The 22,661-nt window shown below is 45.3% G+C and carries 18 protein-coding genes; 7 read left to right on the top strand and 11 right to left on the bottom strand.

The features are described 5' to 3' along the window. The first annotated feature begins 17 nt into the window (after positions 1–17). The 5 genes from KUA49_RS06910 (at position 18) to KUA49_RS06890 (ending at position 6,939) form a co-directional block, all read left to right on the top strand. Entirely contained in the window at positions 18–1,340 is a 1,323-nt protein-coding gene (locus KUA49_RS06910) for a radical SAM/SPASM domain-containing protein (RefSeq protein WP_218412751.1), read from the top strand. Continuing rightward, positions 1,337–3,661, top strand: a complete 2,325-nt coding sequence (locus KUA49_RS06905) for an outer membrane beta-barrel family protein (protein WP_218412750.1) — start codon at positions 1,337–1,339, stop codon at positions 3,659–3,661. The genes KUA49_RS06910 and KUA49_RS06905 overlap by 4 nt, the downstream gene beginning before the upstream one ends. Positions 3,662–3,664: 3 nt before the next feature. After that, positions 3,665–5,872 (top strand): peptidase domain-containing ABC transporter, encoded by a 2,208-nt coding sequence (locus KUA49_RS06900; protein ID WP_218412749.1) that lies wholly within the window; start codon positions 3,665–3,667, stop codon positions 5,870–5,872. 12 nt (positions 5,873–5,884) lie between these two features. Continuing rightward, positions 5,885–6,355 (top strand): hypothetical protein, encoded by a 471-nt coding sequence (locus tag KUA49_RS06895; protein ID WP_256624845.1) that lies wholly within the window; start codon positions 5,885–5,887, stop codon positions 6,353–6,355. A gap of 416 nt (positions 6,356–6,771) precedes the next feature. Beyond that, positions 6,772–6,939, top strand: a complete 168-nt coding sequence (locus tag KUA49_RS06890; RefSeq protein ID WP_218412748.1) for a hypothetical protein — start codon at positions 6,772–6,774, stop codon at positions 6,937–6,939. On the opposite strand, the gene KUA49_RS06885 is transcribed toward KUA49_RS06890, so the two are convergent. The 5 genes from KUA49_RS06885 to rpsF all read right to left on the bottom strand — a co-directional run bounded on the left by KUA49_RS06885 (position 6,923) and on the right by rpsF (position 11,452). Beyond that, on the bottom strand, positions 6,923–9,115 hold the full coding sequence (locus KUA49_RS06885) for an alpha-amylase family glycosyl hydrolase (protein ID WP_218412747.1): 2,193 nt from the start codon (positions 9,113–9,115) through the stop codon (positions 6,923–6,925). The two genes, KUA49_RS06890 and KUA49_RS06885, sit on opposite strands and share 17 nt — an antisense overlap. Before the next feature lie 8 nt (positions 9,116–9,123). Continuing rightward, positions 9,124–10,011, bottom strand: a complete 888-nt coding sequence (gene fabD / locus KUA49_RS06880; RefSeq protein WP_218412746.1) for an ACP S-malonyltransferase — start codon at positions 10,009–10,011, stop codon at positions 9,124–9,126. A 282-nt stretch (positions 10,012–10,293) separates the two neighbouring features. Next, positions 10,294–10,815 carry a 50S ribosomal protein L9 gene (gene rplI / locus KUA49_RS06875; protein WP_203039851.1) on the bottom strand — a complete coding sequence of 174 codons (522 nt, stop codon included), beginning with the start codon at positions 10,813–10,815 and terminating at the stop codon, positions 10,294–10,296. Between the two features lie 20 nt (positions 10,816–10,835). Further along, positions 10,836–11,105: a 30S ribosomal protein S18 gene (gene rpsR / locus KUA49_RS06870; protein ID WP_006847399.1), complete on the bottom strand. Its 270-nt coding sequence runs from the start codon at positions 11,103–11,105 to the stop codon at positions 10,836–10,838. 2 nt (positions 11,106–11,107) lie between these two features. Beyond that, on the bottom strand, positions 11,108–11,452 hold the full coding sequence (gene rpsF, locus KUA49_RS06865; RefSeq protein ID WP_203039853.1) for a 30S ribosomal protein S6: 345 nt from the start codon (positions 11,450–11,452) through the stop codon (positions 11,108–11,110). A 170-nt stretch (positions 11,453–11,622) separates the two neighbouring features. Between rpsF and KUA49_RS06860 the strand changes: the two genes are divergently transcribed. Continuing rightward, entirely contained in the window at positions 11,623–11,811 is a 189-nt protein-coding gene (locus tag KUA49_RS06860; RefSeq protein WP_203039854.1) for a hypothetical protein, read from the top strand. Between the two features lie 51 nt (positions 11,812–11,862). Here KUA49_RS06860 and KUA49_RS06855 read toward each other — a convergent pair whose 3' ends face one another. The 3 genes from KUA49_RS06855 to KUA49_RS06845 all read right to left on the bottom strand — a co-directional run bounded on the left by KUA49_RS06855 (position 11,863) and on the right by KUA49_RS06845 (position 16,591). Next, a complete protein-coding gene (locus tag KUA49_RS06855; protein ID WP_203039856.1) occupies positions 11,863–12,561 on the bottom strand; it encodes a response regulator transcription factor in 699 nt (232 codons plus the stop codon). 89 nt (positions 12,562–12,650) lie between these two features. Beyond that, positions 12,651–14,213, bottom strand: a complete 1,563-nt coding sequence (locus KUA49_RS06850; RefSeq protein WP_203039858.1) for a sensor histidine kinase — start codon at positions 14,211–14,213, stop codon at positions 12,651–12,653. A 215-nt stretch (positions 14,214–14,428) separates the two neighbouring features. Next, entirely contained in the window at positions 14,429–16,591 is a 2,163-nt protein-coding gene (locus KUA49_RS06845; RefSeq protein ID WP_218412745.1) for an elongation factor G, read from the bottom strand. Between the two features lie 256 nt (positions 16,592–16,847). Between KUA49_RS06845 and KUA49_RS06840 the strand changes: the two genes are divergently transcribed. Next, a complete protein-coding gene (locus tag KUA49_RS06840) occupies positions 16,848–18,056 on the top strand; it encodes a coproporphyrinogen-III oxidase family protein (RefSeq protein ID WP_218412744.1) in 1,209 nt (402 codons plus the stop codon). Positions 18,057–18,117: 61 nt separating this feature from the next. On the opposite strand, the gene KUA49_RS06835 is transcribed toward KUA49_RS06840, so the two are convergent. The 3 genes from KUA49_RS06835 to KUA49_RS06825 form a co-directional block, all read right to left on the bottom strand. Next, entirely contained in the window at positions 18,118–18,480 is a 363-nt protein-coding gene (locus KUA49_RS06835) for a hypothetical protein (protein WP_203039864.1), read from the bottom strand. Between the two features lie 365 nt (positions 18,481–18,845). Beyond that, positions 18,846–20,192 (bottom strand): citrate/2-methylcitrate synthase, encoded by a 1,347-nt coding sequence (locus KUA49_RS06830; protein WP_203039866.1) that lies wholly within the window; start codon positions 20,190–20,192, stop codon positions 18,846–18,848. Between the two features lie 54 nt (positions 20,193–20,246). Next, positions 20,247–22,505, bottom strand: a complete 2,259-nt coding sequence (locus tag KUA49_RS06825; protein WP_218412762.1) for an aconitate hydratase — start codon at positions 22,503–22,505, stop codon at positions 20,247–20,249. Between the last annotated feature and the right edge of the window lie 156 nt (positions 22,506–22,661).

Raw genomic sequence — 22,661 nt, 5'->3', positions numbered from 1 at the left:
CTAACATATAGCATAAGATGAAAAAAAGTATATACAATATTTGGGTAACAAAGGCTAATGGAGCTTTTGTTTACAATTCATTTAATAATGTTTATGTCGCAGTTTCCCTAAAACTCTGCAAGGATTTTGAGAGTTTGGATTTGGATGCTTTTGCACATATGCACCCAGCAGCTTTTCAACAATTTAAGGAGGTGGGGATAATTATACCCAAGAGTATGGACGAGCTAGCTTTGATTAGATATAAAAACAAAAAGGCGACATTTGCTTCTCGTGAGCTGAGAATTGTAGTTTATCCCACTCAAGATTGCAATTTAAAGTGTTGGTATTGTTATGAGAATCATGTCCCAAACACAAGATTGACTAAAGAAATCTCAGGAAGAATAGAAAGATTTGTATCAAAAGAAATTAATAAAAATTCTTTTGATAAGCTTCATGTAACCTTCTTTGGTGGAGAGCCTTTGACAGACTTTAATACCATAGCTTACCCCTTGTGTAAAGCGTTAAAAGATAAAGTTGAAGGTGTAGGTAAAGAGTTTGCTTGCTTTTTTGTGACTAATGGGTCTTTAATAGGGGAAGATACCATCGGAAAGCTAAAAGAGATACAACCAAACCTGCAAATAACTATAGATGGTAAAAAAGAGCAACATGATAAAGTCCGAATATGGAAAGATAAAGACAAGCCTACCTTTGAACACATCATGTGGGCTATACATAAACTTACTGCGGAGATAGACAAAAGATATTTTATAACTCTGCGTATCAATTATGATAACAAAACGTTGTTGGGGGCAGACGAAATTTTGGAGCAGATTAAAGATATTGATCCCAAGAAAATTTTTATCCATTTCGAAAGAGTTTGGCAAACCATGAATGATGTCGACCAAGAGCAAATTAAGCTTTTGTTGGACACCATGACAAAATTCATTAAGGCTGGCTTCGCTGTAAACCAAGGAGCCTTTCGAGGACTTCCATTTTCCTGTCCATCTGAAATGAATAACACTGTAGTTATAAATTATGATGGAACCATACATAAATGTAATGGAAGAACTTTAACTGCACAAACTCAGTATGGCAATCTTTTAGAGGATGGTACACTTGAAATGGACGAAAGTCTTGTTGCTAAGAGAATAGGCAAGTCTACATTCGAACAACCAGAGTGTCTTAAGTGCAAGATGCTACCAATGTGTATGGGACCCTGTAGCCAAAAGCTACTTGAGCATGGTGGAAAATGGGTTAAGGGCATTTGTACTATGAACAGTATAGATACAACTTTGTCGGATTATCTTTCTCTTGATTTTTTAGTACAATCATTAATAAACAAGTATGAACAAAACAGATGAAGAAATTATTTTTGCTTTTTAGTATGTTATCTATTACAACCTTTCTGATGGCACAAGAGGTCATCGGTAAGGTTGTGGATAGTAATGGTAAGCCATTGCCATATGTCAATATTGTTTTATTGAATACTCAAGATTCTACTTTTATAAAGGGTACGACTAGTGGACAAAATGGGGATTTCACTCTATATAATGGCGAATCTTATGGAATTCTAAAATTATCTTCAGTTGGTTATCAGACTTTGTTTATTGCTTATAAGGGGAAAACGAATCTTGGTAAGATTAAACTTTTAGATAATGTCCATGGTCTTGATGCTGTGGTGGTTAAGTCAAAACTTCCTAAGACCATTATTAGAGATGGTGGTGTAATCACCACTGTCAATGGTTCTATTCTTGAAAAAGCAGGAAACATCTACAACTTGTTGGACAAGATACCGCAGCTGATAGTTCAAGAAAATAAAATAGAAGTCTTTGGACGGGGTGAGCCAATTGTTTATATAAATGGAAGACTCGTTAGGGACATGACGGAATTGGAACGTTTACAATCTGAAGATGTGAAATTTATTGAGGTAATAAATAATCCAGGTGCTAGATATGAAGCTAGCGCAAAAGCTGTCGTGCGTATATCTCTTAAGAACAAAGCAGGTGAAGGATTAGGCGCAAATGTGAGAAGTTATGGAGCAATTAATGAAAAAAATAGAACAAGTGGTTATGAACAATTAAATTTAAATTACCTTAAAGGTGGGTTCGGTATTTCTGCCACTCTTTATGCAAGAGAAAGCCATCGTCAAAGCGACAAGAATTTGCAACAGCTCACTTTTACAGATAATACATGGAGACAAGTGAGTAACTTCGAACGTGAAGGTAGATACCGGCAACTATATTCACGTTTGGAAGCTACTTATCAAATTGCTCCAAATCATGCTGTAGGAACAAGCATTAGTTATAATCGTATGCCTAGCAATAAGGGGGTTGCGAATATGAAGTCAATGGTGTTTTATGACTTGCAATTGACAGAAAACTCATTTAGCAAGATTTGGACTCCTGAGCAGGTGTCTTCTGTTACCAACAATATGTATTATGTAGGGAAAATTGGAAAAGTCGGTTTTGATTTTAACTTAGATTGGCTTTGGAATAAAAAAAAGGAATCTTCTATGACTCAAGAAGCTTATCAGGAAATAGAAAAAGAGGAGCAAAACATACTGGTAGATTCTAAAAACAACACAAAGAATAATCTTGTCGCTTCAAAGTTATTGGTGACAATTCCCTGTTTAAAAGGCGTGATTTCTGTAGGCGGTGAATATTCCAAATGTAATCGTGACAATAATTATATAATTCAGCCTATAGGGGTTCTTGAGGATAAAGATGGTCGTATCGAGGAGTCGTTAGCTTCTGCATTTTGGGATTACAGTAGGAAAATTGGGGCATTAAAACTTCAATTAGGATTACGATATGAACTTTTAAATTATAACTATCATGAAAATGAATCTAATAAGTTTGACCAAAGCCATGTGTATCGGAATTTCCTTCCTTCATTTATGCTTTCTTTGTCACTAGGTAATTGGCAGATGCAATTAGGACATGGAACGGATATTCAAAGACCGTCATACTATGCAATGAGAAATAGTATTCAATATGACAACAAATATACTTATGAGGCAGGAAATCCATATCTTGTATCACAGCTAAGTCGTAACGTGAGTTATGATATATCATATAAGTGGATGAGTGTAAACATGATGTATTCACATATTTCAGATCCTTTGTTGCTATATTCTCAGTCCTATAAGGATAATCCTCGAATTGCCATGGTACAAACTGTAAACTGGAAGTCCTTTGATTTATTTACGGCTTCTTTTAATGTCAGTCCAAAAATAGGTATATGGTCGCCTTCTTGTCGAATGATGGTTCAAAAACAATGGTTTGATATGAATACTCATGATAATCATAAATTAGGTCATTTATTAGCTAGTATTCGTATGGCTAATACATTCGACACCAAATTTCTCACGGCAACTTTAGGAATTAACGTACAAACAACAGGAGATGATAAGGCTACCTATTATGACAAAGGGTATTTTTGTACCAATTTGTCAATTTATAAGTCCATGTTAAAGCGTCGATTGACCATATATTTCGATGCCTATAATTTGTTTGGAACAGGAAATTCTAGCAGCAGACTCTATTCTGGTACAATGCGAGAAATAAGGTATCATAATTTCTCTACGACCGAGTATTCTTTAACTATAAGTTATCGCTTCAACTCTATAAAGAACAAATATAAAGGAAGTGGAGCGGGTAAGGAACAACGTGACAGAATCTAAAAAATGAATGATAGGAAATTTTCAATTGCGCATCAGTATGATTCCATGCAATGCGGAATAGCCTGCTTGCAAATGGTATGTAAATATTTCGGCAGAGGATACTCTGTAGATTCTCTGTCGAAACTTTGTTTTGCTACTACAGAGGGAGTGTCTTTATTAGGTATCAATGAGGCTGCCAATACTCTTGGCTTGCAGACAACATGTGCTAGAACTACAACCATAATGCTAAGTGAAGCTCCTTTGCCTTGCATTCTTCATTGGAACCAAAATCACTTTGTGGTCTTGCATAAAGTCAAAAAAGGAAAGAAATTCTATGTTGCTGACCCAGGAAAGGGATTGGTGACTTACAATCTTGAAGAATTCAAAAAGCATTGGATAAGTACGAAATCCAATGATGAGGACAAGGGCATTGCTATGTTCTTGGAAACCACTCCTGCTTTCTTTACTTATAAGATGCAAGGTGAAGAGAATATCAAAGAGAAGAGGTCTTTCCGCTTTCTCCTTGGGTATGTGAGGAAATATCGCAAGTATTTCGGACAAATCATCTTGGGGTTGGTTGTTGGAAGTCTCTTGCAACTAGTCCTGCCATTCCTCACTCAGTCCATTGTGGATGTCGGTATCAAAAATCAAGACATAGGCTTCGTTTGGCTTATCCTGTTAGGACAGTTAACGTTAACCATCAGTAGAACGGCTATCGACTTTATCCGCAGATGGTTGTTGCTTAACATATCCCTGCGAATCAACATTTCATTGGTTAGCGACTTCTTCATCAAGCTCTTGAAGTTGCCGATGTCTTTCTTTGACACGAAACTCATGGGTGACTTGATGCAGAGGATGAACGACCATAGCCGTGTGAATAACTTCCTTACTCAGCAGACGCTCAACATCACCTTTGCCATGCTTACCTTCGTGGTGTTCTCGGTGGTATTGCTTTTCTATAACAAGTTAGTTTTTGTCATCTTCTTGTTGGGCAGCATCCTCTATGGTGCATGGATGACCTTGTTCTTGAAGCGAAGAAAGGTGCTTGACTATGAGTTGTTCGAACAGCAAGCCATCAACAATAACAAAACTTATGAGTTTATCACTTCCATGCAGGAAATTAAGTTGCAGGATTGTGAGCAGCGCAGAAGATGGGAATGGGAGGACACGCAAGCAGACCTATTCGGGGTGCAGATGAAATCACTCAAACTCCAGCAGACACAGGAGGCAGGAAGTATCTTCATCAACGAGGTGAAGAACATCATCATCACAGTAGTCGCAGCAACCGCCGTGATTCATGGTCAAATGACACTCGGTATGATGCTCGCTGTGCAATACATCATCGGTCAACTCAACTCGCCTGTGGAGCAACTGATGAATTTCTTCTATTCCCTGCAAGATGTGAAGATTAGCTTGGAGCGAATCAACGAGATTCACCAGATAGATGATGAGAATGGAAAGGAAGGCTTGCTAACTTCTATTGAAGATAAGAATGGGGGCATTGACATCAAGAACATCATGTTCAAGTACGACCCACATGCTTTGCGTAAGACCATAGACGATGTGAATATTCACATTCCGCAAGGTAAGGTGACAGCCATTGTTGGTGCTTCTGGCAGTGGAAAGACCACCCTCATCCGCTTGATGCTAGGTTATTATTCTGTCTTGGAGGGACAAATCAACATTGGCAATACCAACATTAACAAGCTCAACAAGAAATGGTGGCGCAGACAATGTGGTGTTGTCATGCAGGATGGTGTTATCTTCTCGGAGAGTATCGCTAGAAATATTGCTGTTGATGATGGCGATATAGATAAGGAACGGTTGTTGAAAGCTGCCGAGATTGCTTGCATCAAGGATTACGTGATGGCTTTGCCTCTGAAGTTCAACACTAAGATTGGGCGTGATGGCGTGGGACTGAGCCAAGGACAGAAACAGCGTATCTTGATAGCAAGGGCGGTGTATAAGAATCCCGACTACATCTTCCTTGACGAGGCGACCAACTCGCTCGATGCCAACAATGAGAGAAGCATCGTAGAGAACTTGGATAAGTTCTACAAAGGAAAGACGGTTGTGATTGTGGCTCATCGCCTAAGCACTGTGAAGAATGCCGACCAAATCGTGGTCATCGACCAAGGAAAGGTGGTTGAGATAGGCAACCATGAGTCTTTGACCGCCAAGCGAGGGGCATACTATAATCTTGTGAAGAATCAGTTGGAATTGGGAAACTAAAAAGCGTTTGATATGGAACAAAAAGAATCAGATAATATCGAATTGAGAAGCGAGAAGGTGAGGAACGTGATAGGCAAGGTTCCTCCTCGCCTCGTCAGCTTGGGAACGGTTGTCATTACGATAATAGTCCTCGCCCTCGCAGTTGCTTTCTACAAGATACCTTATCCTATATCCATAGAGGCTAATGGTGAGGTCGTCAATCAAAGAACGATGCAGGTGTTTGTACCATACAAGTATTTGTATCTTTTCGATGAGCCAAGGACGGCTCATGTTTCTTTTGAGGGCAACGACAATACATCTTATAACTGCAACATTGTAAGCCATAAAGTCAAGCTCATACATAGGGAAGATGGCAACTATTTTATGGCAATAGCCACAATGAGCACACAGGGGCAAAATACTCCTATACTGCAAAAGTATATGAAAGCTGATGTGAGAATCATCGTCAGCAACAGAACGTTATGGCAGCAGGTTTTCGGATAAGCTATGTCCGAATACAGCTGTTTGTTTTTGGATGCATATTGTGTTGCTAAGCATCAGATTTTACAAAAAAAGTTCTAAATTCCATAAATTTCTCCTAGCTAATTATGGGATATTTAGAAAATTGTCGTATCTTTGTCCCCGAATTAAGGCGTTCTTTGCATATTGCAAAATACAGAAACGAGCAGAAGTCCGCTCGTTTCCATATTGTTACCTATATAATATAGGCAAACGCCCAACTTCTTGATTTTCAATCAAAGCCCAATTTTGAGCGAGTTATTTTCTTTAACGCATATCCCCCGATATTTTAACGGAATTTCACATAACTCTGCAGGGTGATTTTTGGCGGTATCGGAAAATAGCCGTAACTTTACACCCGTGATTCCGGAAAAAAGAAAGAGAAGGGCACAAAGGAGAAGATGAAGAAAGAGAGGGGCACAGAGGAGAAGATGAAGAAAGAGAAAGAGAAAAAGGGCATACAGCTGCCTGAAAAACAACCATATGCCCTTTATCGGGAAATAAGCCTGAAAAGAAACTACAGGCTATCGGGTCAATGCAATGCATCAACGATTACTGCACAATCTTGAAGCGGATACGCAATGAGTGAGCATGCTCATCCCAATTCGTACCAAGCAAAACAAACTTGCCAATCTGAGCCGTTGAACGCACGTGCTTGCCAATGCATGGACAAACATCGTAGTCGCCAATGCGAACCAGACGCAAGGTGTCGCTGGCATCGTCTGGAAGACGGTCTATCTTCACACCAGCTGGGATGTGGTCACGATCCACAAACTCGTAGGTCACTGGCATATCAAGCTCTATCAGGCGATTCATCTCCGTCTCGATCGCCTTCTCCTCCTGACGGGTAGGCTTGTGATCAACCACGAAGGTCATCTTGCTCTTCTTGCGCTCGATATGGGCATTCTTGCTGCGCTCGCAACCAAATATACGAACCATCAACTGGTTGAGCAGATGCTCAGCCGTATGAGCAGGAGGGAACTCCTCCTTGTGATGCTCATTCAATATGAAATCAGTCTCCTCCATCTTGACATTGAATTTATAGATTCTTACTCCGTTGGCATCCATTGATATCGGGAATACCCCGTCCTTCTTCAACTCTACCTTCTTCTTACCACCCGAGAACAGCTCTGTAACGAGCACCTCCTCTTCTGCTATCTGGAAGAAATCGAAGGCATGGCCAGGGATGCAAACCTGCAGCTGGCGGGCCTCCTGAGCAAAGTTGAGCACGATGAGCATCACTTCATCATCCTTCTTGCGAAGGAAGGCAAAGTTGGTTCGCGGGTCGAAATTCTCTGAACCCGGATTCACATACATCAGGTCGAAGGTATCACCCTCGCGAAGCGCCTTCTCCTCGTTGGCAAGTCGGAGAAGCTGACGATAGGTGGCTGCCAGATACTTCTGCTCCGGAGTCAGGGTCCCATCGGCCGAATCCTGATAGGCATGAGTCAGGGTAGACGGGCTCCAGTAGTCGAATATCGTGGTTCTGCCGTCTCTGCCGCTGAATCCCTCCTTGTCCATACCCTTCTCGCCAAACTCCTGTCCGCTGTAAAGCATGAAAGGATTCTTCTGGAAGAAGAGGCTCATGGCTGCCGCAGGAATCGCCTTCATGGCACTGCCGCAGAAGAAATCGCTGGCGATGCGCTGCTCGTCATGATTCTCAAGGAAATAGAGCATGTGCTGGCGGATATCATCCACCACCTGCCACTCATGGGTGATGCTGGCTGCCGGACGCTCGCCGCGAATCACACCACGCAGACAATCGTACATGCCCACCTTATCGTAGAGATAATCGAAGCCTGCCTTCACGTAGTTGCGATACTGGTTAGGATCATATACCTCGCCGATAACCACGATGTGAGGATACTTCGCCTTCAGAATCTGGGTGGCATAAGACCAGAATGCAGTAGGCACCATCTCTGCCATGTCGCAGCGGAAGCCATCCACACCCTTACTTGCCCAGAAGAGCAGAATATCGGTCATCTTGCCCCAGGTGCTTGGCACCGGCTCGTAATGATAGCTTCTGCCTCCGGCATCACAATAATCCACACCATAGTTGAGCTTCACGGTCTCATACCAGTCGTTGCAGCCAGGGCGGTTGTCAAAGCGGTCGTTACCCGTGGCCTTGGCAGGGCTCTCCTTGTATTGCTCATAAATTTTAGCGTCTTTAGCATGAAAAGCCTTGAATTCTGGCTTAGAATGACGAATCTCGTTCAAATCCAGATCACCCCAGGCATAATAGAAATTATTCCTGGTAGAGAAATGCATGTTCGGATCATCATCTTCTCCTAAATCTCGTACACCTGCTGGTTTACAAATGGAATGATACTCTCGGGCCACATGGTTTGGCACGAAATCCATGATTACCTTCATGCCTGCTTTGTGCGTGCGCTCGATGAGACTCTCCCACTCCTTCATTCGCATGCTCACGTTCACCGCCAAATCGGGGTCGATGTCATAATAGTCGGTGATGGCGTATGGCGAACCTGCCTTGCCCTTCACCACCTCGGCATGCTGGGTAGGAATTCCATAAGAAGAGTAGTTTGTCTGGGTGGCGTGGCGAATCACACCTGTGTACCAGACGTGTGTGAAGCCCATATCATGGATACGGGCCAACACATCGTCGGTAAAGTTATTCAGTTTTCCGCAACCATTTTCCTCGATGGTTCCATTCTCCTTGCAAGTGGTGTTACCATTGCCAAAGAGACGTGGAAGAACCTGATAGATTACGATTTTTTTCTCCATACAAAAAACTATGCGATACCGTGAGCAGCAACAGTCTTGTCGATGCGGCCGATCATGCCCTGCAATGCCTTACCAGGACCACACTCTGTGAAGTCGTCAGCACCATCGGCAATCATAGCCTGAACGGAAGCTGTCCAGCGAACTGAGCTTGTGAGCTGGGCGATGAGGTTCTGCTGAATCTCGGCTGGGTCTGTATGAGGCTTGCCGTCTACGTTCTGGTAAACTGGGCACTTAGGTGCAGAGAATGTAGTCTTCTCGATGGCAGCCTGGAGTTCGTCCTTGGCTGGCTGCATCAATGGAGAGTGGAAAGCACCACCCACCTTCAATGGCAAAGCACGCTTAGCGCCGGCAGCCTTCAGCTTCTCGCAGGCAGCGTTGATAGCGTCAACGTTACCAGAGATAACGAGCTGACCAGGGCAGTTGTAGTTAGCAGCAACCACCACGTTGCCCTCTGTGCTTACCTCAGCGCAGATTTCCTCAACCTTCTCGTCTGGCAAGCCGATGATGGCAGCCATTGTACCAGGGTTAGCCTCGCAAGCCTTCTGCATAGCGTTGGCACGCGCAGCAACGAGCTTCAAGCCATCCTCGAAAGCCATAACACCGGCAGCAACCAATGCTGAGAACTCACCGAGAGAGTGACCAGCCACCATAGCTGGGTTGAACTCCTCGCCCAGGCAGAGGGCAGAGATAACAGAGTGAAGGAACACGGCAGGCTGTGTAACCTTGGTCTCCTTGAGCTGCTCGTCGGTACCGGCGAACATGATATCAGTAATCTTGAAGCCGAGAATCTCGTCGGCCTTATCAAAAAGTTCTTTTGCCAATGCGTTGTTATCGTAGAGGTCCTTACCCATACCTACGAACTGAGAACCCTGTCCAGGGAAAACAAATGCTTTCATTTTATCCTATTTTTTTTAGTTTATTATTAATATTCTATTTTTCTACAATCATTTTCTTATTTCGCTTGCAAAGGTACAATAAAAAACTGAGAAACGTGAGAAAAACAACAAAAATCTGAGAATCGGACTTAAAACACATATAAAACACATACAAACACACATAAAACACAAAAAAAATCCCTAATGCCTTGCGGCAAAAGGGATTCTTTATATTAATTTGCTTTACAGTGCGAAAATTATCGTACTTGTGTCGATTTGAGATATTTTTATATCCTTAAAGGATTACTCAGCAGCTGGAGCCTCCTCCTCTGTAGCAGGAGCCTCAACTGGAGCCTCCTCAGCAGCAGGAGCTGCAACAGGAGCGTTCTCAGCAACAACGTTAACAGGAACCTTAACCTCAACCTCCTTGTGGTAGTGTACAGTAGCCTCGTACTCGCCTACCTTCTTAGCATCCTTCATAGTGATGATCTTGCGATCAACCTCGATGCCCTTCTTAGCGAGCTCCTCAGCAACGGTAGCAGCGTTAACAGAACCGTAGAGCTGACCTGTAGCACTAACCTTAGCAGCGATAGTAAGAACGATGCCATTGAGAGCCTCGCCCTTCTTAACAGCCTCAGCCTTGATAGCCTCAAGCTTGTGAGCCTGCTGCTTCAAGTCCTCAGCCAACTGCTTCTTAGCAGCTGGAGAAGCGATAACAGCCTTACCTGTAGGGATAAGGAAGTTACGACCATAACCACTCTTTACATTTACGATATCGTTCTTGTATCCAAGACCGATAATATCTTGCTTCAAAATAATTTCCATTTCTTCTTCTCCTCCTTAAATTACTTCATCAAATCGGTTACGTAAGGAAGCAAAGCGATCTGGCGAGCACGCTTAACAGCCTGTGCCACGCGGCGCTGATACTTCAAAGATGTACCTGTGATACGACGTGGAAGGATCTTACCCTGCTCGTTCAAGAACTTCTTCAAGAACTCTGGGTCCTTATAGTCGATGTACTTAATGCCGCTCTTCTTGAAACGGCAATACTTCTTCTTCTTTGTGTCGATAGAAGGAGCGGTCAAATAACGGATTTCTGATTTCTGATCTGCCATGATTAAGCCTCCTCTTTTTTACCAAGCTTTGCACGACGCTTCTCTGCGTAAGCAACGGCATACTTGTCAAGTTTAACAGTCATGTAACGAATTACTTTCTCGTCGCGGCGGAAAGCTGTCTCGAGTTTAGCGATAACAGTTGGCTCTGCCTTGAACTCAACCAAGCTGTAGAAGCCTGATGTCTTCTTCTCGATGTTGTAAGCCAACTTCTTCAAACCCCAAGCCTCCTTGTTCAGAATCTCAGCACCATTATCGGTGAGTACCTTCTCGAACTTAGCGACCGTTTCCTTCATCTGTTCATCAGACAAAACGGGAGTCAAAATGAAAACGGTTTCGTATTGATTCATACTACTTTGTAAATGATTAAATATTAATATTAAAATTCTCTTGCAAAACGACGAAATGTGTGCGAAAACACCTCTATTTCACGAATTGCGGTGCAAAATTACAACTTTTTCTTGAATTAACCAAATATTTTTTGTATTTTTGCAGGAAATATTTGAAAATAGTAGGAATTATGAACAAAAAATTGAAAGATTCGCTCCGCGTCATCCCTTCCATGGGCATGACGTTCATTGTGCTGGGCGTTTTGCTGCTTGCTGCCAGCTTCGCCTTTTCCATGAAGAGCAACATCATGCTCTTCGCCGGATTATTCTTCGTTCTTGCCGGTGTGGCAGGATTCGTGTATTCACTGAAAAAGGGATAAGTCGGCTGACGACTTATCCCTTTTCTTCTTACACCTTATATAATATAGGCATTATTCTGCATCTGGCACGATGAGCTTATAGCCCTTGCCATGGATGTTGATGATCTCTATCTGCGGGTCTTCCTTCAGATGCTTGCGCAGCTTGGTGATATATACATCCATTGAGCGGGCATTGAAGTAGTTATCGTCTATCCAGATGGTCTTCAGGGCGAAATCACGCTGAAGAATCTCGTTGGCATGAGCGCAGAGAAGAGCGAGAAGCTCATTCTCCTTGGTTGTCAACTTGGTCTGCTCGCCATTGATGGTAAGCAGCTGCTTCTGTGTATCGAAGGTGAACTTACCGATGTGATACATGGTTGACTCCTTAGACTTCTTGCCGCGTACACGGCGAAGGATTGCCTCTACACGGAACACCAGCTCCTCCATAGAGAATGGCTTGGTGATATAATCATCTGCACCAATCTTGAAACCCTCGAGGATATCTTCCTTCAGAGTCTTGGCTGTGAGGAATACGATTGGCATATCTACATTCTGCTGGCGGATTTCCTGTGCCAGGGTGAAACCATCCTTCTTTGGCATCATCACGTCGAGCACGGCAATATCAAACTTATTCTTGGAAAACTCCTTGAAGCCTGCCTCACCGTCAGGGCACAATGTTGTATCAAAACCCTTGGTCAACAAATACTCACGGAGCAACATACCCAAGTTTTCATCATCCTCGCAAAGCAGGATCTTTACTGTCTCTTCCATATCTTAATCTATTTAATTTGTTAATATTCTTTTTATTATTGTTGAATTTTTAAATATCGAATGCTGATTTGGCATGAATTAATCATGAATTAATCATGAATCACAGGCAGCTTGATGGTGAAGGTGGTGCCCTTGCCCAACTCGCTTTCTACCTTGATTTCGCCATCATGCAGATCCACTACCTTCTTAACGTAGGCAAGACCGAGGCCGAAGCCCTTCACGTCATGCACATTGCCGGTATGAACGCGATAGAACTTGTCGAATATCTTCTTCAGGTTCTCCTTCTTCATTCCCATGCCCGTATCGTTGATGGACAGATAGAGATGATGTTCATCATTCCAGGTCTTCATCGTGATGAACAGCGGCTCATCCGGCTTGCGATACTTCACGGCATTGTCCATCAGATTGAAGATTACATTCTGGAAATGCACCTCGTCAACGAAGAGGGTGGAATCTATCGCCTCGATATCCACATAAATCTTGCCGCCCGTATGCTCCACACGGAGTGAGAACGAATGGGCTGCGTTTTCTACGATTTCGTTGAGATCGAGCTCCTTCTTCTTGAACACCGCCTTCTTGCGGTCGAACATACTCATCTGCAGCACCTTCTCTACCAGGAATCGGAGTCGCTTCGACTCGTCGTCAATGACGCCACCCAGATGTTTCTGCATCTGCTCGCTCTTGGAGACAGACGGGTCGTTGAGCATCTGTGCTGCCAGACTGATGCTGGCGATAGGCGTCTTCAGCTCGTGGGTCATGTTGTTGATGAAATCGTTCTTGATTTCCGTGTACCTCTTCTGACGGAAGATGACCACGATGGTGAAGATGAAGGTGATGAGCAGCACCAGCGTGAAGATGATGCTAGGAATCATGAAGCGCACACTGGAGAAAATGTAGCTGTTCATATCAGGGAAGTGGACCTTCACGACGCCCATCTTCGACTGCGGGTCGTTTCTGAAGAGCACCTGCGAATAGCTGTACTCCTCGCCCTCGTCGCTAAAATCTGGGCAGCGGTACACCTCTCGTCCATCCTGCGTTGTCACCGTGAAGTGATAAGGGATGTTGATGCCGTTGTTCATCATCTCTGCCTTGAGGTCCTGATCAAGCTGCTTGAAGTTGATTCGCTCCTTCAGAGGCTTGTCGGATGCCGAGTAGAGGATGGAATACACCACCTCGTCGAGCAAAGCTTTCTGATACACATAGCGGTTCTTCACTATCTCCTGCAGCGACTTCTGCGTTTCGCTGAGCGAATTCCTGTCGCTTCTGAGAATCATCGCCTTCGGCTTGTTGGCAGGATTGGTGGCGATGGTCTTCAACTCGAAGGATGAATACACCGTGCCGTCCTTGCCCACCACAGAATACTGATGAGAATGCTGTACGGTTCCATCTGCCGGCTGGCCGCTCCGTGTTCCCACCGAATCTTTCCTGTTGGCCTTGCGCTCCGCCTCATTAACGTCTTTTTCAAGATAGCGCAGGGTCTCATTCAGCTCCAAGTTTCTTGAAGCCTGATATAGGGCTCTGTTGACGGACTCGTCAAACTGTTCCTTCTTCATGTTGACCATCTCTTGGATGTAACTGAGCTGCAGGAATAGCAGCGCGAGGAACGAAAAGCCCATGATAATGGCTATGGTCCAAATCGTTTTCTTCTTCATGGGCGCAAAGATAAGAAAAATCTTAATTGGTTAACACAAAATAGTTAATTATTTATTCGATATTAATTGTTTTTAACTAAAAGCAACATTGGTAGCTCCGTATTTAGAATTTGAATTTCAGAAAAACAAGTAAGGGAGCGTACATATCACATGCACGCCCCCTCTATTGGTCATATCAACATAAAATTTTAATTTATATAAGAGAGATAATTCTTCTATTCTGCTTCCTTAGCCAGCTCGGCCTCATGGTCGGCAATCAGCTTGCTCTGAATGTCGGAAGGAACCAACTCGTAGCTGGCAAACTTGGTAGTGAACGAAGCTCTACCACCCGTAAGCGAGCTCAGAGAGATGGAATAGTTAGCCAGCTCCTTCAGAGGAATCTTGGCACTGAGCTTCTGGTAACCAGCCTCAGAATCCATACCCATGATGAGGGCACGGCGTCCCTGAAGGTCGCTCATCACATCACCCATATAGTCGGCAGGTACATAAACCTCCAAATCGTAGATAGGCTCCAGAATCTTAGGACCTGCCTGCTTGAAGGCGTCGCTGAAGGCACGGCGGGCTGCCAGCATGAACGACAACTCGTTGCTGTCTACCGGGTGCATCTTGCCATCATATACGATGACGCGAACGTCGCGGGCATAAGAACCTGTAAGAGGTCCGTGCTCCATACAATCCATGATACCCTTCTGGATGGCAGGCATGAAGCGTGCATCGATGGCACCACCTACCACTGAGTTGAGGAATACCAGCTTGCCACCCCACTCCAGTGAAACTTCCTCGCGGCTCTTGATGTTCATCTTGAACTCCTGGCCGTTGAAGGTGAATGATGTAGGGTCTGGCATACCCTCTGCGTATGGCTCAACGATGAGGTGAACCTCACCAAACTGACCTGCACCACCACTCTGCTTCTTATGACGGTAGTCGGCACGAGCCTTCTTTGTAATAGTCTCACGATATGGGATGCGAGGCTCCTCGAAGGTAACATTGAGCTTCTCGTTGTTCTCAAGGCGCCACTTCAAGGTGCGGAGGTGGAACTCACCCTGTCCGCGCACGATAACCTGGCGCAGCTCCTTGCTCTGGTCAACCACCCATGTTGGGTCTTCCTGGCGCATCTTGATGAGGGCAGCCATCAGTTTCTCAGTATCCTGAGCATTGGCTGCCTTGATGGCACGGGAATACTTAGGGTTAGGATACTTGATGAAATCGAAGCGCCACTCGGCACCCTTTCCGTTCAGGGTATTACCCGTCTTCACGTCCTTCATCTTCACGGTACAACCGATGTCACCGGCATTCAACTGGTCCACAGGCACACGGTTGGCACCAGCGCAGGCATAAATCTGTCCGATGCGCTCCTTAGAACCACGGTCGGCATTGGTCAGGTCGTCGCCGCTCTTGATAGAACCGCTCATCACCTTGAAGTAGCTCACCTCGCCGATGTGTGGCTCCAGGCCAGTCTTGAAGAAGTAAACACTCTCAGGACCGTTGGTATCAGGAGCAATCTCTTCACCACGGGTATTGTGCAGCTTAGGCATCTCGCTAACGAAAGGAACCACATTGCCCAGGAACTCCATGAGGCGGTGAACGCCCATTGACTTACCGGCGCAAACGCAGAATACAGGGAAGATGCTGCGGGTAACCAAACCCTTGCGGATACCCTCACGGAGTTCATCCTCTGTCAAGCTCTCGCTCTCGAAGAATTTCTCCATCAGGCCCTCGTCGTTCTCGGCAGCAGCCTCAACGAGCGCAGCATGCAGTTCCATTGCCTTATCCATTTCCTCTTCAGGAATATCCTCGATGATAGGTGCACCGCCTTCTGGTTTCCAGGAATATTTTTTCATCAATAAGACGTCAATGAGAGCATTGAAGCCAGGACCGGTCTCGATAGGATATTGAATCTGCACACACTTAGGACCATAGATGTCCTTCATGGTTGCAATGAGGTTATCAAAATCACACTTGTCTGAGTCAAGCTGGTTAACGAGGAAGATGACAGGCTTGCCCAACTTCTCGGTATAACGGAAGTTGTTCTGGGTGCCTACCTCAGGACCATATTGACCATTGATAAGGATTACTGCCTGATCGGTTACGTTGAGTGATGTAATAGCACCACCAACGAAATCGTCGCTACCAGGGCAGTCGATGATATTCAACTTCTTGTTGTTCCACTCCACGTGAAAAACGGTAGGGAACACAGAGTAACCATACTCCAGCTCAACTGGGAAGTAGTCGCTCACCGTATTCTTCGCTTCTACAGAGCCTCTACGCTTGATAACGCCTGCTTCAAATAACATACTTTCGGCAAGTGTAGTCTTGCCGCTACCCGCACTGCCCAGCAATGCAATGTTTTTAATCTCATTTGTCTGATATACTCTCATGACGCTTATAGATTTTTAAGGGGTTATACTTAATGTTTGTCAGTTGTTCATGATCAGTAAAACCATGCGGTTTTCTGTTTCATGCTACTAAATTACACTTTTTTTTGCGTACCACCAAACATTTTCGCAAAAAAATTGCCATAATTTAAAACATATTAGTAATTTTGCATCTTGTTAAGACTTTTTTCGCCCCCTACACCTTATTATATTAAGGGGAAGGTGGGAAGAGAATTGAAAATTTAAAGAATCAGGAATTATGGCAGGTTTATACATACATATCCCCTTCTGCGAAAGCCGCTGCATCTACTGCGGCTTTTACAGCACCACATCGCTCAAAATGAGAGATGCTTACGTGGACGCACTCTGCAGAGAGATGGAACTGCGCCCCATCCCGAAGGCACTGGGCGACGGTGAAAACATCGAAACCATCTATCTGGGAGGCGGCACTCCAAGCCAGCTGACCGGAGACCAGCTCATCCGCCTCTTCGATGCCATCAGGCAGAACTATCTTCAAAGCGGATTCCCAGGTAACGCCAGGAAGGAAGAGTTTTTTGCTCAAGAAGGAGAAGAAACTTACTTACCAGAGATGGAAATCACCATGGAGTGCAATCCCGACGACGTGACCGAGGAATTCTGCGAAACCCTGAAGCTGCTGCCCGTGAACCGGGTGAGCATGGGTGCGCAGACCTTCTCAGACCATCGCCTCCGCTTTCTTCATCGTCGCCACAATGCTGCCGAGGTGAAGACTGCCGTAGAAAGGCTTCGCGGCATCGGCATCCGCAACATCAGCATCGACCTGATGTTCGGTTTCCCCAAAGAAACCCTAGCCGACTGGCAGAGCGACATCACAGCAACCATCAATCTGGGCGTGGAGCATATTTCAGCCTACAGTCTGATGTATGAAGAGGGAACCACCCTCTACAGAATGCTGGAGCAAGGGAAAATAGAGGAAATAGACGAGGAGACCAGCCGCCAGATGTACGAGCAGCTTATCAGTCAGCTGACCGAAGCCGGCTACGAGCACTACGAAATCAGCAACTTTGCCCGTCCCGGCAAGCGGTCACGCCACAACAGCAGCTACTGGCACGAGATACCTTACATCGGAATAGGTGCGGCTGCCCATTCCTACAAGCGGAACGGCAAAGCCATGAGAAGCTGGAACGTAGACGACATCAGTGAATATATCTCCCGAATCAACCAAGGCGAACTGCCATCGGAAAGCGAGACACTCGACCTCAACACCCGATACAACGACCTCATTACCACTGCATTGCGAACAAGCGACGGCATCGACATCGAGAAGACGAGACAGGAATTCGGAACAGAACTTGCCGGAAAAATGATGCAGGAAGCAGAGAAGCATATAATGCGTGGACTGATGAAGATAGAAGACGGAAGGCTATCGCTCACCCATCAGGGTCTCTATATATCAGACGACGTGATGAGCGACTTCATGATAGTATAAAAATCGAATAAAGGCATTACAAATCGAATAAAAGCATTATAAATCGCATAAAAATGGAGCCCTATTTCCAAGGCTCCATTTTATCCAATCCGTATTTTTTATATCTATCATAGTAATATTGCTTAATCTGCTCTATCACCTGAATAGTAGTTTTCTTTTTCTGCAACATCGGCTTCACCATCTGCAACAAGGCAAAAAGCACCACCACGATGAGCAGCACTATAATCCATGAGAGTATCTCGCTTGCAAAGTGTATATGCGGCTGTACCAAGATACCTACCGCCACAGGCAAAACGAAACACACCCAATCCATTGGTGAATCCAACTTAGTAGACTCCAAGTATTCTTCTCGCAATTCGCGTGGTGCATTCAGCAGCATACGCTTGCGATGTGCATTCCAATAATCTTCAAATTCCTTTTCCATTCAATTCTTAATTTAATACCTTCATATTGATGCCTGACATTCAATGCAGCACCTTAATTTACCTATACTTAAAATTATTATCTATTACTATTTTTTTAAGCACCTTGAATAGTGCCTTCTACTTTAGCAATCCGTCGACAAAGTTACGACAAATATCCGTTATAAGCAAATAAAATCCCTTTAAAACTCAAACATTTAACACTCTTTAAATAAAAATCTTCGTTTCAAACAGAACTTTACTAAATAAACTTAGAAACTACCCCACAAACATAAAAAGACAATGCTCCAGCGAGCATTGTCTTTTTTATACAATCAATCATTCTAGATGTGATGCTTTTTTATCTCACACCCATAAAACTGTCTTTTTATCGCTCATCCAATGGGGTATAATCCAACTCGCCCAAGATATTCTTGTAAGCAGGACGGATGATGCGACGACCCTCGAAGTTGAGTTCCTCGATGCGGTGGGCAGTCCAGCCCACGATACGGGCCATAGCGAAGATAGGCGTATAAATTTCCTGAGGCAGACCAATCATCTCATAGATGAAGCCGCTATAGAAGTCGAGGTTGGCGCAAGCTGGCTTGCTGCCGCCACGATGCTCCTGCAGGCACTTGATTCCCTCCTGCTCTATGAGCTTCAGGAAGTTGTACTCATCCTCTCTGCCCTTCTCCTTGGCAAGCTCACCAGCCAGTCGCTTCAGCTCTACGGCACGAGGATCGCTCAAGGTATACACGGCATGGCCGATACCATAGATAAGACCCGTCTTATCATAAGCCTCCTTATTGAGCATGCGCTTCAGGTAAATATCGAGTTCGTTGACATTGGTCCAATCCTTGATAGCCTCCTTCAGATGATGGAACATATTGATAACCTTGATGTTGGCACCACCATGAAGAGGACCCTTCAAGCTACCGATACCGGCAGCAATAGAGCTGTAGGTATCCGTGCGGGTAGAAGAGGTGACACGCACCGTGAAGGTAGAGTTGTTACCACCACCATGCTCTGCCTGAATGATGAGGAGCAGATCGAGCATACGCGCATCCAGCTCAGAGTAGTTCTCGTGCTTCATCATATAGAGGAAATTCTCTGCGATAGAGAGATTCTCGCGTGGATGGCGAATGTGCAAGCTTCTGCCCTGCACAGAGTGACGATAGATGTTGTATGCATAGGCGATGATGGTTGGGAACTTCGCAATCAGCTCCACACTCTGACGCATCAGGTTGTCGCGGCTGATATCGTCAGGGTTCGGATCGAAGGTGTACATTTCGAGCACGCAACGAGCCAGGATGTTCATGATGTTAGAACCCTCCAGTTCGATGATGTGGGTGATGGTACGGTGGTCGAGCGGCATGTTGTCGTTCAGGAGTTCCTTGAAAGCCTCCAGCTCCTCCTTATCCGGCAGCTGACCGGAAAGGAGCAGGAAGGCAACCTCCTCAAAACCGAATCGTTTCTCCTTCAAGAGAGGAGTAACGAGGTCGTCAAGCTCGTAGCCACGATAGTAGAGCTTACCCTCGGTAGGCTTCAGCTTGCCATTCTCATCGCGTTCGTAACCCACAACGTTACCGATGTTGGTCAGTCCGACCAGCACACCAGAGCCATCCTCATTACGAAGTCCACGCTTCACGTTGAACTTGGTAAATGCCTCCTTATCTATCTTGCATGAGTTCTTTACCTCATCGCTTAATTTATATATCAAATACTCTTTATTCATAACTGTTACTTTTTAAGTTGCATGGCACAAACTGTTACTTTTCCTGCTGCAAGATTACTTCTTTGCAGCAAAGTTCAATGCAGAACCAGCCTTGAACCATGCAATCTGTGTATCATTATAAGTATGCTCAACCTCGAAACTATCCTCAGAACCATCCTTGTGCTTCAGGGTGACAGTGAGTTTAGAACCTGGCGCAAACTCCTTCAGTCCGGTGAGTGAGATGCGGTCGTCTTCCTGTACCTTATTATAATCATCCTTGTTGCAGAATGTAAGGGCGAGCATACCCTGCTTCTTCAAGTTGGTTTCGTGAATACGGGCGAAGCTCTTGGCAAGAATCACCTTCACGTTCAGGAAACGAGGTTCCATGGCTGCATGCTCACGGGATGATCCCTCGCCATAGTTATCCTCTGCTACCACGATGCTGCTGATGCCCTGTGCCTTGTAAGCCTTGGCTGCGGTAGAAACCTCCACATACTTGCCATCCAACTGGTTTTTCACCTTGTTACTCTCGCCATTGAAGGCGTTGACGGCACCCATCAGCAGGTTGTCAGAGATGTTCTGAAGATGTCCACGGAACTTCAACCATGGTCCAGCCATAGAGATATGGTCGGTGGTACACTTGCCCTCGGTCTTGATGAGGAGAGGCATATCTACCAGGTCCTTACCATCCCAAGGAGCGAATGGAGCCAGTTTCTGCAGGCGGTTGCTATCTGGAGCAATCACTACCTCGATATTGGCATTCGCCTCGCTAGGAGCAATGAAGCCCTTGTCTTCCACGGCGAATCCCTTAGGAGGGAAGGTGAAACCGGTAGGCGCATCGAGCTTCACGCTGTTGCCATCCTTATCTAATAAGGTGTCGGTGGCTGGATTGAAATCCAGACGGCCGGCAATAGTGAGAGCCACGGTGAGCTCCGGGCTGCCGATGAAGGCGAATGTATTAGGGTTGCCATCAGCACGACGGCGGAAGTTTCTATTGAAAGAGGTGACGATGGCATTCTTACGGGTGTTGTCATCGGTATGACGCTTCCACTGTCCGATGCAAGGGCCGCAGGCATTGGTCATGATCAAGGCTCCAATCTTCTTGAAGTCATCGAGGATTCCGTCACGCTCGGCAGTATAGCGAATCTGCTCAGAACCAGGGTTGATGATAAGCTGACCCTTTACCTGGATTCCCTTCTCGTAAGCCTGTCGGGCTACACTTGCCGCACGGGCCAAGTCCTGATAGGAAGAGTTGGTACAGCTACCAACCAATCCCACTTCAACAACCATTGGATAGTCGTTGGCAGGTCCCTTCGCCTTCATGTGAGAGATAGGAGTTGCTGCATCCGGAGTAAACGGACCATTGAGATGTGGCTCCACCTTAGAGAGGTCGATTTCTACAATCTGGTCGTAGAAAGCAGCCGGATTGGCAAGTACCTCATCGTCGGCACGAAGCTCGGCAGCGTTCTTCTGGGCAAGAGAAGCAATCTCCTCACGACCCGTCTTGCGGAGATATTCGCTGGCATTCTGGTCGAATGGGAAGATAGAGCAGGTAGCACCCAGCTCTGCACCCATGTTACAGATGGTAGCCTTACCCGTGGTAGAGATGCTATCCAAGCCCTCGCCAAAGTATTCGAGGATGGCATTGGTACCACCCTTCACGGTGAGGATGCCCAGGATTTCGAGAATCACATCCTTAGGAGTAGCCCATCCGGAGAGCTTGCCTGTGAGATGCACACCGATGAGGCGTGGCATCTTGAGCTCCCAAGGCTGACCTGTAAGCACATCCACGGCATCGGCACCACCAACACCCACGGCTACCATACCGAGACCGCCGGCGTTTGGGGTATGGGAGTCAGTACCCACCATCATACCACCCGGGAAGGCATAGTTCTCAAGTACCACCTGATGGATGATACCAGCACCTGGTCCCCAGAATCCGATGTGATATTTCTGAGATACCGACTTCAGGAAGTCATATACCTCTTTATTAGTCTTGCATGCCTCAGGCAGGTCTTGTGTAGCTCCCACATCAGCACGAATCAAGTGATCGCAATGAACTGACGCAGGCACAGCCACCTTGTCCTTACCGGCGTTCATAAACTGCAAGAGCGCCATCTGAGCAGTAGCATCCTGCATCGCCACGCGGTTAGGTCGGAAATCCACATATTCTACACCTCTTTTATATGGGCGCAACTCAGCTGGGTCGAAAAGATGCGCAAAGAGCACCTTCTCGGCGTAAGTGAGAGGTCGTTTTACAGTAGCTTTCGCCTGTTTTACACTTTCCGAATACGAAGCATAAAAGCTTCTCAGCATTTCAATGTCCAGTATCATCTTATTCACTATTATTAAATTAACCATGCACTCGTGTGTACGCACACCATTTTTCTATGCGATGTACCCTAATCGAGCGATTTTGTTTGCAAATATACGACTTTTTCTTCAAATAGTAGCACATTTTCACGATTATTTATCATTTTGCTATTAAAT

The sequence above is a fragment of the Segatella copri genome (assembly GCF_019249655.2).
Lineage (GTDB): Bacteria > Bacteroidota > Bacteroidia > Bacteroidales > Bacteroidaceae > Prevotella.
The sequence above is the reverse complement of the archived record's forward strand: the minus strand, read 5'-3'. Positions and strand labels throughout refer to the sequence as shown.